The 16,704-nt window shown below is 62.8% G+C and carries 18 protein-coding genes and 1 riboswitch; of the genes, 11 read left to right on the top strand and 7 right to left on the bottom strand.

Going from position 1 to position 16,704, the window contains the following annotated elements:
• Nucleotides 1-3: 3 nt before the first annotated feature.
• The 3 genes from pstB (at nt 4) to phoB (ending at nt 2,350) form a co-directional block, all read left to right on the top strand.
• Nucleotides 4-822, top strand: a complete 819-nt coding sequence (gene pstB / locus AAC071_RS07120; protein WP_339831231.1) for a phosphate ABC transporter ATP-binding protein PstB — start codon at nt 4-6, stop codon at nt 820-822.
• A gap of 20 nt (nt 823-842) precedes the next feature.
• Complete coding sequence (gene phoU, locus AAC071_RS07115) at nt 843-1,559, top strand: phosphate signaling complex protein PhoU (RefSeq protein WP_339831230.1); 717 nt, start codon at nt 843-845, stop codon at nt 1,557-1,559.
• A 95-nt stretch (nt 1,560-1,654) separates the two neighbouring features.
• Nucleotides 1,655-2,350, top strand: a complete 696-nt coding sequence (gene phoB / locus AAC071_RS07110) for a phosphate regulon transcriptional regulator PhoB (RefSeq protein ID WP_339831260.1) — start codon at nt 1,655-1,657, stop codon at nt 2,348-2,350.
• A 90-nt stretch (nt 2,351-2,440) separates the two neighbouring features.
• Here phoB and AAC071_RS07105 read toward each other — a convergent pair whose 3' ends face one another.
• Complete coding sequence (locus AAC071_RS07105; RefSeq protein ID WP_339831258.1) at nt 2,441-2,959, bottom strand: GcrA family cell cycle regulator; 519 nt, start codon at nt 2,957-2,959, stop codon at nt 2,441-2,443.
• A 232-nt stretch (nt 2,960-3,191) separates the two neighbouring features.
• Here AAC071_RS07105 and AAC071_RS07100 point away from each other — a divergent pair, with 232 nt between their 5' ends.
• From AAC071_RS07100 to AAC071_RS07075, 6 genes are all read left to right on the top strand, one after another.
• Nucleotides 3,192-4,001 (top strand): ABC transporter permease, encoded by an 810-nt coding sequence (locus AAC071_RS07100; protein ID WP_339831228.1) that lies wholly within the window; start codon nt 3,192-3,194, stop codon nt 3,999-4,001.
• Between the two features lie 11 nt (nt 4,002-4,012).
• Nucleotides 4,013-4,396, top strand: a complete 384-nt coding sequence (locus tag AAC071_RS07095) for an MliC family protein (protein ID WP_339831226.1) — start codon at nt 4,013-4,015, stop codon at nt 4,394-4,396.
• Between the two features lie 329 nt (nt 4,397-4,725).
• On the top strand, nt 4,726-5,937 hold the full coding sequence (locus AAC071_RS07090) for an aspartate aminotransferase family protein (protein ID WP_339831225.1): 1,212 nt from the start codon (nt 4,726-4,728) through the stop codon (nt 5,935-5,937).
• Nucleotides 5,934-6,863, top strand: coding sequence for an ornithine carbamoyltransferase (argF, locus tag AAC071_RS07085; protein WP_339831223.1), 930 nt, complete (start codon nt 5,934-5,936; stop codon nt 6,861-6,863). Before AAC071_RS07090 ends, argF begins: the two co-directional genes overlap by 4 nt.
• On the top strand, nt 6,860-7,810 hold the full coding sequence (locus AAC071_RS07080) for an Hsp33 family molecular chaperone (RefSeq protein WP_339831222.1): 951 nt from the start codon (nt 6,860-6,862) through the stop codon (nt 7,808-7,810). The genes argF and AAC071_RS07080 overlap by 4 nt, the downstream gene beginning before the upstream one ends.
• Entirely contained in the window at nt 7,807-8,406 is a 600-nt protein-coding gene (locus tag AAC071_RS07075) for a hypothetical protein (RefSeq protein ID WP_339831221.1), read from the top strand. The genes AAC071_RS07080 and AAC071_RS07075 overlap by 4 nt, the downstream gene beginning before the upstream one ends.
• 8 nt (nt 8,407-8,414) lie before the next feature.
• Here the strand turns inward: AAC071_RS07075 and argE are convergent, their stop codons facing one another.
• The 3 genes from argE to metZ form a co-directional block, all read right to left on the bottom strand.
• The gene (argE, locus tag AAC071_RS07070) at nt 8,415-9,593 is read right to left on the bottom strand and encodes an acetylornithine deacetylase (RefSeq protein ID WP_339831220.1); all 1,179 of its coding nucleotides are present in this window, start codon (nt 9,591-9,593) and stop codon (nt 8,415-8,417) included.
• Nucleotides 9,594-9,694: 101 nt separating this feature from the next.
• Nucleotides 9,695-10,087 (bottom strand): Co2+/Mg2+ efflux protein ApaG, encoded by a 393-nt coding sequence (apaG, locus tag AAC071_RS07065; protein ID WP_339831219.1) that lies wholly within the window; start codon nt 10,085-10,087, stop codon nt 9,695-9,697.
• A gap of 160 nt (nt 10,088-10,247) precedes the next feature.
• Complete coding sequence (metZ, locus tag AAC071_RS07060) at nt 10,248-11,444, bottom strand: O-succinylhomoserine sulfhydrylase (RefSeq protein ID WP_339831217.1); 1,197 nt, start codon at nt 11,442-11,444, stop codon at nt 10,248-10,250.
• Between the two features lie 40 nt (nt 11,445-11,484).
• Nucleotides 11,485-11,564: riboswitch (SAM riboswitch) on the bottom strand.
• A gap of 105 nt (nt 11,565-11,669) precedes the next feature.
• Here metZ and AAC071_RS07055 point away from each other — a divergent pair.
• A complete protein-coding gene (locus AAC071_RS07055; RefSeq protein ID WP_339831216.1) occupies nt 11,670-12,827 on the top strand; it encodes a 2'-deoxycytidine 5'-triphosphate deaminase in 1,158 nt (385 codons plus the stop codon).
• On the opposite strand, the gene AAC071_RS07050 is transcribed toward AAC071_RS07055, so the two are convergent.
• Together AAC071_RS07050 and AAC071_RS07045 are read right to left on the bottom strand one after the other, a co-directional pair.
• Nucleotides 12,828-13,469 (bottom strand): GNAT family N-acetyltransferase, encoded by a 642-nt coding sequence (locus tag AAC071_RS07050; protein WP_339831214.1) that lies wholly within the window; start codon nt 13,467-13,469, stop codon nt 12,828-12,830. It lies immediately after the preceding gene.
• 115 nt (nt 13,470-13,584) lie between these two features.
• Nucleotides 13,585-14,316, bottom strand: a complete 732-nt coding sequence (locus tag AAC071_RS07045) for a dienelactone hydrolase family protein (RefSeq protein WP_339831213.1) — start codon at nt 14,314-14,316, stop codon at nt 13,585-13,587.
• Between the two features lie 244 nt (nt 14,317-14,560).
• Here AAC071_RS07045 and AAC071_RS07040 point away from each other — a divergent pair, with 244 nt between their 5' ends.
• On the top strand, nt 14,561-15,709 hold the full coding sequence (locus AAC071_RS07040; RefSeq protein WP_339831212.1) for an alpha-hydroxy acid oxidase: 1,149 nt from the start codon (nt 14,561-14,563) through the stop codon (nt 15,707-15,709).
• On the opposite strand, the gene AAC071_RS07035 is transcribed toward AAC071_RS07040, so the two are convergent.
• Complete coding sequence (locus AAC071_RS07035; protein ID WP_339831210.1) at nt 15,706-16,650, bottom strand: radical SAM protein; 945 nt, start codon at nt 16,648-16,650, stop codon at nt 15,706-15,708. The genes AAC071_RS07040 and AAC071_RS07035 overlap by 4 nt on opposite strands.
• Nucleotides 16,651-16,704 lie beyond the last annotated feature (54 nt).

Raw genomic sequence — 16,704 nt, 5'->3', positions numbered from 1 at the left:
ACCATGGCGAAGACGGTTGAGAAAGCCGACGTTCTTGCGGACACCGCCCCGCGGACGGCAGGACACGAAGTGAAGGTCGCTGCCAGGGACGTTTCGGTCTACTATGGCGACAAGCAGGCGCTGATCGATGTGACGATCGACATTCCGGCGCGGCAGGTCATGGCCTTTATCGGTCCGTCGGGCTGCGGCAAGTCGACCTTCCTGCGCTGCATTAACCGCATGAACGACACGATCGACATATGCAGCGTCAAGGGGCGTATCGAAGTCGATGGCGTCAACATCTACGACCCGAAGATCGACCCCGTTCTGCTGCGCGCGCGTGTCGGCATGGTTTTCCAGAAACCCAATCCGTTTCCGAAGTCGATCTACGACAACATTGCATACGGTCCGCGCATTCACGGCAAGGCCAAGGCCGGTTCCGAGATGGACGCCATCGTTGAAAAGAGCCTGCGCCGTGCCGGTCTCTGGAATGAAGTGAAGGACCGGTTGAAGGAGCCAGGCATCGGCCTGTCGGGCGGCCAGCAGCAGCGCCTCTGCATTGCGCGCGCCATCGCGGTCAACCCCGAAATCATCCTGATGGACGAGCCCTGCTCGGCACTCGACCCGATCGCGACCGCGAAGGTCGAGGAACTGATCGACGAACTGCGCGAGCGCTACACCATCGTCATCGTGACGCATTCGATGCAGCAGGCCGCTCGCGTTTCCCAGCGCGCGGCATTCTTTCATCTCGGCAATCTTGTCGAGGAAGGCGAGACCGAACGTATGTTCACCAATCCGTCCGACCAGCGCACCCAGGACTACATCACGGGCCGCTTCGGCTAGAGCCAACAGGAGTGACGGACGTGACCCAGCACATCGTAAAATCGTTCCAGGAAGAACTCGACACCCTGGCAACCAGCATTGCCCAGATGGGCGGCCTCACCGAAGCGCAGCTTTCGGCGGCCATCGAAGCGGTTGTGCGGCGCGATGCGCAGCTTGCCGAGCGCACCATCCGCGAGGATCAGCGGATCGATGTGCTGGAGGCCGAAATCGAATCGCATGCGGTCCGCATGATTGCGCTGCGTCAGCCGATGGCGGCCGATCTGCGCGAGGCTATCGCGGCGATCAAGATCTCGATCGATCTCGAGCGTATCGGCGATCTGGCCAAGAACATCGCCAAGCGCGCCCTTGTTCTGCAGAACGACTTCGAAGGCGCCGCCAAGCTGATCCAGGGCATCGCCCGGATGGGACGTCTGGCCCAGCGGCAGCTGAAGCAGGTGCTCGATGCCTATGCCAATCGCGAGGCGGCCGCAGCCATGGAGGTTTGGCGCGAGGACGAGGAAATCGACGCCATGTACAATTCGGTCTTCCGCGAATTGCTGACCTACATGATGGAAGACCCGCGCACCATCGGCGTCTCGACGCATCTGCTGTTCATTGCCAAGAACATCGAGCGCATTGGCGATCATGCCACCAACATCGCCGAAACGGTCGGTTATCTGGTGACAGGTGAATGGGTGCAGGACGAACGTCCCAAGGGCGATACAACCAGCATGACTGCCATCGAGGCGGAAAACTGAGGAAATCTGGAGGAATCATGTCCATGATGCTTGCCCATACCGGCGAAGAGGCTCAGGATTTCGTCGGGAACGACCGGAATCAGTTCGAGAGACGCATGAAACCGACTGTGATGATCGTCGAGGATGAGGAAGCGCTGCTGACGCTGCTTCAGTACAATCTCGACAAGGAAGGCTACAAGGTCATCACCGCATCCGACGGCGAGGAAGCGGTGCTGATGATCAAGGAGACGACGCCTGATCTCGTGCTGCTCGACTGGATGCTGCCCAGCCTTTCGGGCATCGAAATCTGCCGTCGCCTGCGGGCGCGGGATGAAACCCGCAACCTGCCGATCATCATGATCACGGCGCGCGGCGAGGAGGGGGACCGTATCCGCGGCCTCGACACCGGCGCCGACGATTATCTGACCAAGCCTTTTTCGATGACCGAGCTGCTGGCGCGTGTCCGTGCTGTCATGCGCCGCATTCGTCCGGCGTTGACGGAAGACATGATCACCTTCGGCGACATCGTCGTCGACCGCGCTGCCCACCGGGTGCGCCGCGGCGAACGCGAAGTGCGTCTGGGGCCGACCGAATATCGTCTGCTCGATCACCTGATCCAGCATCCCGGCCGGGTCTTCAGTCGCGAACAGTTGCTCGATGCGGTCTGGGGATCGGACGTCTATGTCGAGGCTCGCACGGTTGACGTTCATGTCGGCCGGCTGCGCCGGGCGCTCAACGACAAGGGCGAGAAGGATCCGATCCGCACCGTTCGCTCGGCCGGCTATTCGCTGGACGAACAGTTCCAGGCCTGACGGGTTCGGTCCTTACAGCAATGAAAAACCGGCAACCGCGAAAGCGGATGCCGGTTTTCCTTTCCCCTCGACGCCCCGAAAGGCCCTGGTTCAGCTGACCAGTCGATGGTCCTTGCTGCGCTGACGCTCGCGATTGCGCCGTGCCTGCGCGGGCTGATAGGCCATCCGCGCATGTTCGGTGCAATAGGGCGAGGCATTGTCGGCGCCACGGCCGCAGAAATGAAAGCCCGGCCGGCCGGGATCGCCGATCGGCCATTTGCAGGTGTGCTCGGTCAGCGTCAGTACGGTGGCGCGCTGACTCGGTTCGAGCATCCGTTCTTCCTGGACCGTCTCGCTGCGCGCTTCTGCCGTCTCGCGGGCGGCGTGCTCTTCATTGCGCGCTTCGCCGGTCAGCGGGTCGGGACGGCCTCGGACGAGCGTTCGCGGGCCCGTGCTGCGCGTGCGCGCCGGGCGGCTCGGTGTCGCCCGGCCCGACAGGCCGAGACGGTGCACCTTGCCGATAACGGCGTTACGGGTGACGCCGCCAAGCTGCTTGGCGACCTGGCTGGCACTCAGGCCGTCGGCCCAGAGCTTCTTCAGCAGTTCCACGCGTTCGTCGGTCCACATGATGCTCTTCCCCTTGGGGCCCCCTCTCGGCCCGATTGGACGCCTGCCGCTGAAATCCGACCCCACTAGATTTCGTAGGCGTTAAGCAAAAATATACAATATAAAGCCCAATTGCCGCAACCGGGCGTGTCGGTGCCAGTGGCCTTATCCACAGAAAAGAACCATCCTCGTGGCTTGTCTGCGGCCACACCGTCCCTTAAGTCTCGCCGATGCTTGCCGATCACAGGAGCGCCCGATGACCCCCACTCCCTGGCCCGCCGAGGGCGCCCGCCGCTTCGGTGCGGTCAACTGGCTCGGCATGTGGACCCTCTATCTGAAGGAAGTGCGCCGTTTCTGGAAGGTGATGACCCAGACCATCGCCGCACCGGTCATCACGACGCTGCTCTATCTGGCGATCTTCGCGCTCGCCATCGGCAAGTTCCGCCCCGACATTCACGGCGTGCCGTTTGTCGAATTCCTGGCGCCCGGCCTGATCATGATGACCATGATCCAGAACGCTTTCGCCAACACCTCTTCCTCGCTGTTGATCTCGAAGATCCAGGGCAACATCGTCGATGTTCTGATGCCGCCCCTCTCGCCGATGGAGCTGAATATCGGCATCGCACTGGCCGGCGTGACGCGCGGCCTGGTCTGCGGCGGCGCGACCGCGCTTGCCATGTTGCCCTTTGTCGATCTTGGTCTGGCTCATGTCTGGGCACTGCTCTTCTTCGCCGCCGGCGCCTCGCTGATGCTATCGCTGTTCGGCATTCTGGGCGGCGTCTGGTCGGAGAAGTTCGACCATTTGCAGGCCGTGACCAATTTCGTGCTGCTGCCGCTGACATTTCTGTCGGGAACCTTCTATTCGGTGACCCAGCTTCCCGATTTTGCACACAGCGTCACGCTCTGGAATCCGGTCTTCTACCTGATCGACGGTTTCCGCTATGGCGTGACCGGCCACGCAGACGGTTCGCTCGAAATCGGCATTGCGCTGGTGATCGGCGTCAATCTTGTGCTCTGGTGTCTTTGTCATATGCTCTTCCGCACCGGCTACCGCCTCAAGGCTTGAGGAGAACCGACATGTCCGCCCGCCTGCTTGCATGCCTGCTTGCCGCCGCACTGCCGCAGTCGGCAGGCATGGCTGTAGCGCAGGAAACGGCCGATGAGACGGCCGAAGCGGAAATGGATGTCAGCAGTCCGCTCCTTGCCTATCGCTGCGCCGGCGGCGTAGAGCTGCAACTGGCCGAACTGACGCTCGAAACCGGGGAAGTGCTGGTTCTGCTCTTTCTCGACGGCGAGGAAATCCAGATGCAGGTCGAGCCTGCGGCCTCTGGCGTCAAATACCGCGCTCTCGATCCGGATCTGGCGCTTGTCTGGCATGGCAATGGCGAGACAGGGTTTCTCTATCGCGAAATGCCCGGGGGCGAGGCCGAACCGGTCGAGGCGGATTGCCGGTTGCATTAGCGGCCGGAATCCGCCGAAAAACCCCGATTGACAGGCTCCGGCCCCTCCGCAATACTCCGCTGCTTCCCGGACTGCCGCCCTTTTCAGGCGGCTTTTTCTATTGGGCGCAAGCCCGCCGGAGGGGCCTCAAGGTGATCGAGATGATCCTGAACGGGAAACGACGACGCTGACAGCGAGGAGGCTGCGCCCTGTGAACGGCGCAGTGCAGGAAACTGCCGTCTCGCATGGAAAGCCCGGAGTTCCGTTCCTCGCGCATTGGTCGCGATGTCCACTCCTCCTTTCCGCGCCGGCGGTTTGAACGGAAAAGCTGTGAGAAGGACAAGATTCCCGTGATTACTCCCGTATTGCCGACCTATGCGCGGGCCGACCTTGAATTCGAGCGCGGCGAAGGCCCCTGGCTGATCACCGCGACAGGCGAACGCTATCTCGATTTCGGCGCCGGCATCGCCGTCAACGCTTTCGGCCATGCCCATCCTCATCTCGTCGCCGCCCTCAACGAGCAGGCGCAGAAGGTCTGGCACACCTCGAACATCTACCGCATTCCGGGTCAGGAACGCCTCGCGAGGCGTCTCGTCGAGGCGACTTTCGCCGACACCGTCTTCTTCACCAATTCCGGTGCCGAGGCGCTCGAATGCGCCATCAAGATGGCGCGCAAGTTTCACGCGGCGGGCGGTGTGCCGGAACGCTATGAGCTGATCACCATGGAAGGCGCCTTCCACGGGCGGACGCTGGCGACCATCGCGGCCGGCGGACAGCAGAAATATCTCGAAGGCTTCGGCCCTGCGATGCCTGGCTTCCCGCAAGTGCCTTTCGGCGATCTGAAGGCCCTGAAGGCGGCGATCGGGCCGGCGACGGCCGGCGTGCTGATCGAGCCGATCCAGGGCGAGGGCGGCATCCGCGTCATCCCGTCGGAAGATCTGCGGCGCATCCGCGACCTTTGCGACGAAACCGGCATCCTGCTGGTGCTCGACGAGGTACAGACCGGCATGGGCCGCACCGGAAAATTGTTTGCTCACGAACTGGCGGGCGTGACGCCGGACATCATGGCGATCGCCAAGGCGCTGGGCGGCGGTTTCCCGGTTGGCGCCTGCCTTGCGACCGAAGCGGCGGCGCGCGGCATGACGGCCGGCACCCATGGCTCGACCTTCGGCGGCAATCCGCTGGCCATGGCCGTCGCCAACGCCGTGCTCGATCTGGCGCTCGATCAGGGCTTCCTGCCGCATGTGCGGGCGCTCGGGCTGAAACTGAAGCAGAAGCTGGCGATGCTCGCCGACCAGCATCCGCGCATCATCGAAAGCGTGCGCGGTGAGGGGCTGATGCTGGGTCTGAAATGCCGGGTGCCGAATACCGAGCTGGTGCAGGCGCTGCGGATGGAACACATGCTGACCGTTGGCGCCGGCGACAATGTCGTGCGCCTGCTGCCGCCATTGACCATCGAGGAAGCCCATCTCGACGACGCGATGGAACGCTTGTCGCGCGCCTGCACGGCGATCGAGGCCGCAATGGGTGCACCGGCCGGCAAGAGTGGAGCGGGATCATGAGCGAGCGGCATTTTCTCGACCTCCACGAAGTGTCCGCGGCCGATTTGAGGGCCATCCTCGATGATTCCGCGACCCGCAAGACGGCCCGCAAGGGCAAGGGTCATGCGGAGCCCGATGCCGACAGGCCGCTCCAGGGCAAGCTGCTGGCGATGATCTTCGAGAAACCGTCGACCCGCACGCGCGTTTCTTTCGACGTGGCCATGCGCCAGCTCGGCGGCGAGACGTTGATCCTGAATGGCGGCGATATGCAGCTCGGCCGTGGCGAAACCGTTGCCGACACGGCGCGTGTGCTGTCGCGCTATGTCGACGCGATCATGATCCGCACGGCCGACCACGCAACACTGCTGGAGCTGGCCGATCATGCATCCGTACCGGTCGTCAATGGCCTGACCAACCTTTCGCATCCCTGTCAGCTGATGGCCGACGTGATGACCTTCGAGGAACACAAGGGCCCGATCACTGGCCGTCGTATTGCGTGGATCGGCGACGGCAACAATATGGCCACGTCTTGGATCCATGCGGCCGGTCAGCTCGATTTCGAATTGCGAATCGCCTGTCCGCCGGAACTGGCGCCGGCGCCGCAGGCACTTGACTGGGCGAAGAAGCGCGGTGCGAGAGTTCTGGTCACCGCCGATCCGCTTGAAGCCGTCGACGGTGTCGATTGCATCAACACCGATACGTGGGTGTCGATGAGCGATGATGAAGAGACGGCCGCCCGCCGGCACAGTCTGCTGGCGCCTTACCGCGTCGATGCGCGGCTGATGACGGCGGCGGGCGAGAATGCGATCTTCATGCATTGCCTGCCGGCGCATCGCGAGGAAGAAATGACCGCCGACGTGATCGACGGACCGGCGTCGGTCGTTTTCGACGAGGCCGAGAACCGCCTGCACGCGCAGAAGGGCGTTCTGGCCTGGTGCTTTCAATGAGCGATGCCGAGATAGCCGGCGCCGACGATCTCGTTCAGCCATTCCAGATCGAGGGGTTGGGCATTCGCGGCCGGGTCGTCCGCCTCGGACCGTTGGTCGACCGCGTCTTGTCCGCCCATGACTATGCCGAACCTGTGTCGCGTCTGCTCGGCGAAGCACTGTCACTCGCCGCGATGATCGGCTCTGCGCTGAAGTTCGAAGGCCGCTTCATTTTGCAGACAAAAGGCGACGGCCCGGTCGGCATGCTGGTTGCGGATTATGAATCGCCGGGCAAGTTGCGCGGTTATGCGCAGGTCGACGAGGAACGGCTGAACGAAGCCCTGGCCGCGGGCCGAGCGACGCCCGCCGATCTGCTGGGTGCCGGTTTTCTGGCATTGACCATCGATCAGGGCGCCGACATGGATCGCTACCAGGGCATCGTTGCGCTTGACGCACGCGGTCTGAGTCATTCAGCCCATGAATACTTTGCCAGTTCCGAACAGGTCGCAACGCGTATTCGGCTTGCAGCGGGTCCTTACTATCACCGTGCGGCATCGGGTCCGGAAAAGAACTGGCGCGCCGGCGCCATCATGATCCAGCACATTGCCCGCGACGGCGGCCTGACCGGCTTCCGTGAAGGCGAGGATCAGGGTCCCTGGACGCAGGAAGAGGAAAACTGGAATCGGGCCGCCATCCTGCTCGATACGGTTGAGGATCACGAGCTCCTCGACCCGGCGCTGGCGCCGGCTCGCCTCCTGTACCGCCTCTTCCACGAGGACGGCGTGCGCGCCTACGAGCCCTCTTCGGTCGAATTTTCCTGCCATTGCTCACGGGACCGTATGGAGACGGTGCTGCGCTCTTTCGGCGGCCATGAAATCGACGAAATGGTGCAGGACGGTGTCATCACCGCCACCTGCGAATTCTGCAGTGCGGTCTATGTCTTCAGACCCGAGGAATTGAAGGAATGAGATCGATTGCCGCCTCCCGTTTCGGGATTGTTCTGGCGCTGCTGTTTGCGGCCGCTGCCTGTGCGACGCCGCCAGCCCTACCGCCGGGCGACATCGCGCTTGTTGCGCGCCTGCCGCTGCATCTCGACATTGCCTCGATCGGTTTCGACGCGCAGTACGAGTCCCCCGCAAGGTCGCCCAATATCGAGCATCTGCACCGTCAATCGCCGGCCGGCATTGTCAGAAATTGGTCGCGTGCGCGCCTGATGGCCGTTGGCGCCGCGGGAACCGCAACGCTCGCGCTGCTGGAAGGCAGCGTCGTCTCGGAAGAGTTGCCGAAAAAGGGTGGGCTGACAGGCCTCTTCGGCGACCAGCCCGACACCCGCCTGACCGCACGACTGAAGGTGCGGTTGACGGTCGAACGGCCCGGCCCCGGCGGGGCGCATGGCAGTTGGACGGCCGATGCCGAGGTCAATGCCAGCCGTACGATCCTTCAAAGCGCGAGCCTCAACGATCGCGACGCCGCCTATGCTGCCTTGATGCAGGATCTGGCGACCCGTTTCGATGAAAAGATGAGCGCCGAGATCAGACGTTCGATGGCCCCGGTACTGCGTTGAGGTCGGCGCTAGATCGGACGGCCTGAGACATAGTCTGCCAGCCGGCCCATGAAGCGTTCGCATTCGGCGATCTGGGCGAGTTCCACGAATTCATCAGGTTTGTGCGCCTGGGCGATATCGCCCGGTCCACAGACCACCGTCGGAATGTCGGCCAACTGGAAAAGTCCGGCCTCGGTACCATAGGAAACGGCCTCGGCGGCGTTGCATTGGGCGAGTTTCAAGACCAGCGTCTCGGCGGGTGAGCCCTCCGCGGGCGCAAGGCCCGGTGCCTGCGCGCGAACCCTGGTTTCGACATTTGCACCGGGATGCACCGCCCGCATGCGCGGCAGCACGTTTTCCGCCACATGCGCATTGAAGCGGCCGATGATTTCATCGGGATCGAGATCGGGCAATGCGCGATATTCCCAGAGAAAGCTGCAGGTCTTCGGAATGATATTGAGCGCCGTGCCGCCGCGGATCGGTCCGACATTGACGGTGGTGTAGGGGGGCTGGAAGCGGCTCGATGCATCGCCGCGCCGCCGCATCTCCTCGGCCATTTGCGAGAGGAAGCCGATCAGCTCCGCAGCGTACATCACCGCATTGACACCCTTGTCGGTAGCGCTCGAATGGCTTTCGAGCCCGGTGACCGTTGTCGAATACGACTGGATCGACTTGTGCGCGTTGACGACTTTCATCAAGGAGGGCTCGCCGACGATCACGACCTGCGGACGCGGCATGTGGCGGATGATGCCATCGATCATCGGACGGACGCCAAGGCAGCCGACTTCCTCGTCGTAGGAAAGCGCAAGATGGATCGGAATCTGCGGACCGTCTTTCAGGAACTCCGGCACGAAGGCCAGCGCCACGGCGATGAAGCCCTTCATGTCGCTGGTCCCGCGGCCGAAGAGCTTGCCGTCGCGCTCGACGCAGCGGAAGGGGTCGGTCGACCAGTTCTGGCCTTCGACCGGGACGACATCGGTATGGCCCGACAACACGATGCCGCCCGCCTTGTCTGCCGGCCCCAGCGTGGCAAAAAGATTTGCCTTGCTGCCATCCTCATTGGTGACACGTTGCGCTGCGACGCCGTGGCTGGCCAGGTAGGCTTCGACGAATTCGATCAGGGCGAGGTTGGACAGATGGCTCGTCGTATCGAACGAAACGAGCTTGTCGATCATCTCTCGCGATGTGAAGCGTTGCGGCGCGGGCATGAGACGAGGATTCCGGCGGGCAGGGGGGAGTGACAAGGGCGAGGCGCCACTCTAGCGCGGACGGAACCGGGATGCGAGATGTGTCGACGCGGTGTTCTGCGTCAGTGCAACAGGCGTGGCGCGTGCGGGCTATCGAGCGAGAAAGCCGGAATATCGACCTCGAAGGTTTCGCCGGCTTCGGTCTCCATTTCGTAGTTGCCGAACATGATGCCGGATGGGGCGCCGAGCGGCGTGCCGCTGGTGTATTCGAAAGTCTCGCCGGGTTTCAACAGCGGCTGCTCGCCGACAACACCCGGACCGCGGACTTCATGCACATGGCCACTCGCATCGGTGATCTTCCAGTAACGCGCGCGCAGCCGCACCGTCTCGCGGCCCTTGTTCTCGATTTTCACGTGATAGGCCCAGACATAGTAGTCCTGCTCGGGTTCGGACTGATCCTCGAGATAGGTCGGCTCTACCAGAATATTGATCGAGCGGGTCATGGCGCTGTACATCGGGCATCCTTGCGCGAGAGCGTCGGCTGGCCTGTGAACCCCGGGGCCTTCTGCCCCAAGTCTTTCCACAGGATTACCAGACTACCGAGCATCTTATAAATTCCTCTTAACGGCGGCGTTTTTGTGGCCGTTCCGAGGTTTTTTCAGGTGTGGCCGATCGTCATGGCGCCCCCAGCGCCCGTTCGATATCGTCGACCAGATCCGCTGCATCCTCGAGCCCGACGGAGAGACGCACAAGTCCCTCGCCGATGCCCAGTTCGGCCCGGGCCTCCGGCGTCAGGCGCTGATGCGTCGTCGTCGCCGGATGGGTGATCAGGCTCTTGGCATCACCGAGATTGTTCGAAATCTTGATGACCTCAAGCGCATTGGCAAAGCGAAAGGCGCCGGCCTTTCCGCCCGTAACTTCGAAGGCAACGATATTGCCGCCCGCCTCCATCTGGCTCATCGCGAGATTGTGTTGCGGATGGCTGGAAAGGCCAGGATAGAAGACCCGGGCGACCCCCTTATGCCCTTCGAGGAAGCGCGCAACCGTGTCGGCGCTGCGTGCATGCTCGCGGACCCGCAGATCGAGCGTCTCGAGGCTTTTCAGCATCACCCAGGCGTTGAACGGGCTGAGGCTCGGCCCGGTCTGGCGCAGGAAATTGGCGAGATGATCGGTGATGAAGGCCTGATCGGCCAGCACGATGCCGCCGAGGCAGCGTCCCTGTCCGTCGATATGCTTGGTTGCCGAATAGACGACGACATCGGCACCGAGTTCCATTGGTCGCTGCAAGACCGGCGTCGCAAAGACATTGTCGACAACAAGCTTGGCGCCGGCCTGATGGGCAATCGCCGCCACGGCCTTGATGTCGATGATCTCGAGTGTCGGATTCGAGGGCGTTTCGAGAAACAGCATCCGCGTGTTGGGACGCACGGCCTTCTTCCATGCCTCGATATCGCGGCCGTCGACCAGCGTCGACGTTATGCCGAAGCGTGGCAGCAATTCCTCCACGATGTAGCGGCAGGAGCCGAACAGCGCCCGCGACGACAGAACATGATCGCCCGCCCTGAGGTAGCAAAGCATCGCAGCCGTAACCGCTGCCATGCCGGTGGCCGTGGCGCGGGCATCGTCGGCCCCTTCCAGCGCGGTCATCCGCTCCTCGAACATGCGCACGGTCGGATTCGAGAAACGGCTATAGATGAAACCCGGCTCCTCGTTCTTGAACCGCCGCTCGGCGGCCTCCATCGTCTCGTAGACATAGCCCGAGGTCAGGAACATCGCCTCGCTGGTCTCGCCGAAAGGGGTGCGGCTCGTTCCGCCGTGCACGGCTTCGGTGCGGGTCGTCAGCTTGCGGCCATCGCGTGTCGTCTTGCTCATCCGGGTTACCCCCAATAAAAAACCCCGACCTGTAAGGATCGGGGCGCGCCGCCCGACCTCTTTAGCGGATTGTTTAACGTGGCCGCAAGCCGGTCGGCTCAAATCACCACGGGATCGGCGCGCATTTAAGGGCGCGCAGGCGCCGGCGTCAAGCCGGGGCTTTCCGGCGGCGGGCAGGCGACCTATAACGGACCCCCCGGACAACGCCGGATTATGCGGGAAACCATGACCAAGACGGCTGACGATCTCTTCCCCCATCGCGACGACGAGCCGCGCCGCCTCGGTGCCGGGCAGATGCACGCGACCGGCATCCTGCCGGCCCACGGCATCGAGGCGCTGATCCGCGAAAAGGAGATCTGGGGCGCGGTCGAAATCGATCCTGCCCAGATCCAGCCGGCCAGCCTCGATTTGCGGCTCGGGGCGGTCGCTTACCGGTTGCGGGCGAGTTTCCTGCCGGGCCCCGGTCATGGCGTGATGGAGCGCGTCGAGGAGTTGATGCTGCACAAGATAGACTTGCGCGACGGGGCCGTGCTCGAGACGGGTTGCGTCTATCTGGTGCCGCTGGTCGAGGCGCTGGCCCTGTCCGAACGGACGTCGGCTTCCGCCAATCCGAAAAGCTCGACCGGCCGTCTCGACGTCTTCACGCGGCTGATCGCCGATTTCGCGACAGAATTCGATCGCGTGGCGGCTGGCTACAAGGGACATCTCTATCTCGAAATCTCGCCGCGCACTTTTCCGATCCTGGTCCGCCCGGGTTCGCGTCTGGCGCAGATTCGTTTTCGCCGCGGCACGCATTCCTGCAGCGACGCTGAAATGAGGCGCCTGCATGACGAGCTGCGCCTGGTTGACGGTGAGGCCGATATCGATGGCGGGATCGCATTGACGGTCGATCTGGCGCCGGCGCGCGAAGATGAAATCGTCGGCTATCGTGCGCGTCGCCATTCAGGAGTCATCGATATCGACAAGGTCGATGCCTATGACGTGCTCGACTTCTGGGATCCGGTTTCAGTGCGTCCCGGCAAGGGCCTCATTCTTGATCCCGACGAGTTCTACATTCTGGCCTCGCGCGAGGCACTCCACATTCCGGCCACCCATGCGGCCGAAATGGTGCCTTACGATCCGCTGGTCGGTGAATTCCGTGTTCATTATGCAGGCTTTTTCGACCCGGGCTTCGGCGCACGCGAGGCGGGCGGGGCGGGTAGCCGCATTGTTCTCGAAGTGCGTTCTCACGAAGTGCCCTTCATTCTCGAACACGGCCAGATCGTCGGACGTTTCGTGCTTGAACGTCTGACTGATCGCCCGACACGGCTCTACGGTAGCGGTCTTGGCTCGCACTACCAGCGTCAGGGCCTGAAGCTTTCGAAGCACTTCAGAACACAGTGATCAGAGCGCCAGCACCATTCTGAGTTCCATGGCGATCCCGTGCTGGCGGCAGGGTATGGGAGCGATCGTTTCGGCCATCGGTTGAAAACCCATTGCCCGATAAAGCCCGACGGCCGGATTGTCCGACATCACGTCGAGATGCACCGTGCGGAAGCCCTGGCGTCGCGCATGGGCGATAGCATTTTCGAGGAGCGCCTTGCCGGCGCCGCGTCCGCGCGCGGCGGGTGGCACCGACACGACGATGACATAGTGGCAATCCTCCGGCACATGCGGGTTCATGTAGCTCGCGATATCGGCGCGTTCGGCGAGCGCCGCGAGATGCGCCGCCTTCACCTTGCCTTGCTTCACGAGGCCGTCGAGAAGCGGCCACAATGCATCTTTCAACCGATAATGCACCGGGCCGTCATGGCCGATCAACACGCCGCGAAAATCGCCGTCCTCAAGTGCAATCGTTGACTGCGTGTGAGAAAAGAAATTATCCGGGGAAAGCCATGCCATCTCGATGAACGGCTCGTAAACGTCGGCCCTCGGTCCGAAAATGTAATCGTAGGAGGCCGGCCCGGTGGCGGCCACAAGGTCCGGAATATGCACGGCGTGCCGTGCCGCGAGGGCCTTGTCGGCCGTGAGAATGTCTATGCCCATGGGGTACTCCGCTGGTCCGCCATAATTGGTCGAATGACCAATAGACGGAGTCTTAGCGGCGGGCCGAAAGCGGCGCAACTTGTTTTTGGTCTAATGACCTAATTGTGGAGATTTCTCAGGCAAACACCTCCTCGAAGAAGCCGCGCATGGCCGCCCATGAACGCCGGTCGGCCCTGGCGTCATAGGCGATACCGCGTTCCGGTGCATAGGCGCCCTCGACGGTGAAGGCGTGCAGGGCATGGCCATAGCCATGAAGCTGCCAGTCGGCACCGGCCTCGGTCATCTCCCTGGCGACGTCAACCACATGATCCGGGGGTGCCATTGGATCCTCCCAGCCATGCAGGATCATTACCTTGGCGGTGATCTTCGTCTGCGGCCCCAGATTGGGTGGCATGAAGATGCCATGAAAGCTGACGACGCCCTTGAGGATCGGCGGCGCGGCGCGTGCGAGATCGAGAACGCAGAGGCCGCCGAAACAATAGCCCATGGCGCCGACCTTCGCGGTATCGGTGGCCGGATGCTTCGCCGCCGTATCAAGGGCAGCCAGCAGCCGCTTGCGTAGAAGCGCGCGGTCGGCGAGGAATGGTCCCATCAGTGCCGAATTGTCGCCCTGCTCGTCGCCGCGCACACCCTTGCCATAGACATCGATTGCGAAGGCCGTATATCCGAGCCGTGCTACTTCCTCCGCACGTTGTCGCATGCCGCCATTGAGGCCGCTCCAGTCATGTGCGAGCAGCACGCAAGGACGCCTGCCGGTGCCTTCCGGATGCGCGACATAGCCCTCGAAGGTCGTCTCGCCGTCGCTGTAGTCGATGAACGCGGTCGCGATCTTCGCCGGAGCGGACATGGAAGTCTCCCAATGCCGATGGAGTGATTCTGTAAGGACAGGATAGGGGGTGCCAGTGGTGTCGGCCAAACCTTTCCTTCGCGGCCCTATCGTCAACCGCCGCAGGACCGGCTAGATTCATTCGATGCATCCCGCCTTCGGTCTTGCCGTCGCCTTTCTCCTCCTCCTCGGTTCGAGCTATCGGTGCCAGGACCTGAAGCTTTCAAGACATTTCAAGGCGCCCTGAGCGCCAAAGCGAGTTTCGATGAGCCTTGCCAGGTGTCACAATTTCAAGGATTTCCGTGCGTTCGCCCGTCGCCGCCTGCCGTCCCCGATCTTTCATTACATCGACGGCGCAGCAGATGACGAGGTGACCTACCGGCGCAATACCGACGCCTACGAGACCTGCGATCTTGTCCCCAGCGTGCTCGCCGGGGTGGAGACAGTGGACATGTCGACCACCATTTTCGGCAAGAAACTCGCCATGCCGGTCTATTGCGCACCGACCGCGCTGCAGCGGCTGTTCCACCCGGATGGCGAGCGGGCGGTAGCGCGCGCGGCACAGAAATACGGCACCATGTTCGGCGTTTCCTCTCTTGGCACGGTGAGCGTGGAAGAAATCGGCGCGATGATCGAAACGCCGAAAATGTTCCAGTTTTATTTCCACAAGGACCGCGGCCTGAACGACAGCATGATCGAGCGCGCCAAGGCCGCGAAATTCGACGTGATGGCGCTGACCGTCGACACGATCACCGGCGGCAACCGGGAACGCGACCTTGTCACCGGCTTCACCTCGCCGCCCAGGCTTACCCTAAGGAGCCTCTTCAGCTTCGCCGCGCGGCCGCGCTGGACGGTCAACTATCTGACCCATCCGAAAATGGAACTGCCGCACCTGCAAGAGCATGTACAGGAAGGCACCAATCTCGCGACCTCGATCGGCAGCTATTTCTCCACCATGCTGGATCAGTCGATGAGCTGGAAGGATGCCGAAGCGATCCGCGCCAAATGGGGCGGGCATTTCGCGCTGAAAGGCGTGATGAGTGTCGCCGATGCCAGGCGCGCGGTGGATATCGGCTGCACCGGCATCATGGTGTCGAACCACGGCGGCCGCCAGCTTGACGGCTCGCGCAGCCCGTTCGACCAGCTGGCCGAGATCGTCGATGCGGTGGGCGACAAGATCGATGTGATCTGCGAGGGCGGCATTCAGCGCGGCACCCACGTGCTCAAGGCCTTGTCGCTCGGCGCCAGGGCATGCTCGGGCGGCCGGCTCTATCTCTATGCGTTGGCGGCGGCAGGCCAGCCTGGTGTCGAGCGCGCGCTCGGCCTGATGCGCGATGAGATCGAGCGCGATATGAAGCTGATGGGCGCCCGCACCGTCGCCGATCTCAACCGCGGCAATCTGCGTTTTCGCTAGGCGGACGAGCAGCTTGCGCCGCCCAGCACGCAGAATTTGGCGCAGTGCCGGTGATTGAGTTTGACCGGCGTCAGGCTTTCCGCGAGCGTCTCGCCCATTTCGAACTGCGGATCGTCGGGCAGCAATGTGCAGGCGACAAAGACCGGCCTCGCCGCGCCCTTGCGCTTTACCACCATGCGGCTCGTCGCACACATCATGTCGGCCGGATCGACATGCAGAATGTCCCAGCAGGCGGTCGTGATCTCGGGGACGTCCGCGCGCTCGTCCATCTCGGGGAAGATGACCAGCGCCGCATGGTCATCCGTTTCAAGACGAATATCCTCGCGCGCAAAGAGGGCCGCGTAGCCGGCTCGGGCTTGGGGCTCCGTCTCGCTCGGCACGCTGCGGCCGGCAACGGCAATCGAGAAGCCTTGGCGGGCCAGCCAGCGCAAACCCTCCATGGACTTGCGGAAGCTTCCCGCACCCCGCTCAGCGTCGTGCAGTGCCTCGCTGTGATGATCGAGACTGACCCGCAGCGTCATCCGCTCGCCATAACGTTCCTTGATATCGAGCAGGCCGTACTTTATCCCCGGTCGCTGCATCGGCTGCATGGCATTGGTGAGGACAAGCACGGAATGTCCACGGCCGAGCGCGTCGCGCATCATGCTCAACATGTCGGGGTTCATGAACGGTTCGCCGCCCGTGAAGCCGATCTCGATAGCATCATGCCCAACCATGTCGAGAACATGCTTTGCGTCGGAAGCTGTCAGATAGACAAGGCGGTCATCGGTCGGGCTCGAATGCATGTAACAATTGGCGCATTCGATGTTGCAGAGCGTGCCGGTGTTGAGCCAGAGCGTCTTGAGATCATGAAAGACGACATGCGCCCGGGCTTCGCCCCCGGCGGTCAGGTCGGGGTCGGAAAATTGTTCGCGGGGGCGGTTGGCGGCGAGTGCTGTCATGACGGAAACCTAGCATTCCCGGCTCGCTCGCCTATTCACAAATCCGAGAGGCTG

Source organism: uncultured Parvibaculum sp. (assembly GCF_963975745.1).
In the GTDB taxonomy this organism is placed as follows: domain Bacteria; phylum Pseudomonadota; class Alphaproteobacteria; order Parvibaculales; family Parvibaculaceae; genus Parvibaculum.
This window is presented reverse-complemented; position numbering and strand designations above follow the sequence as displayed.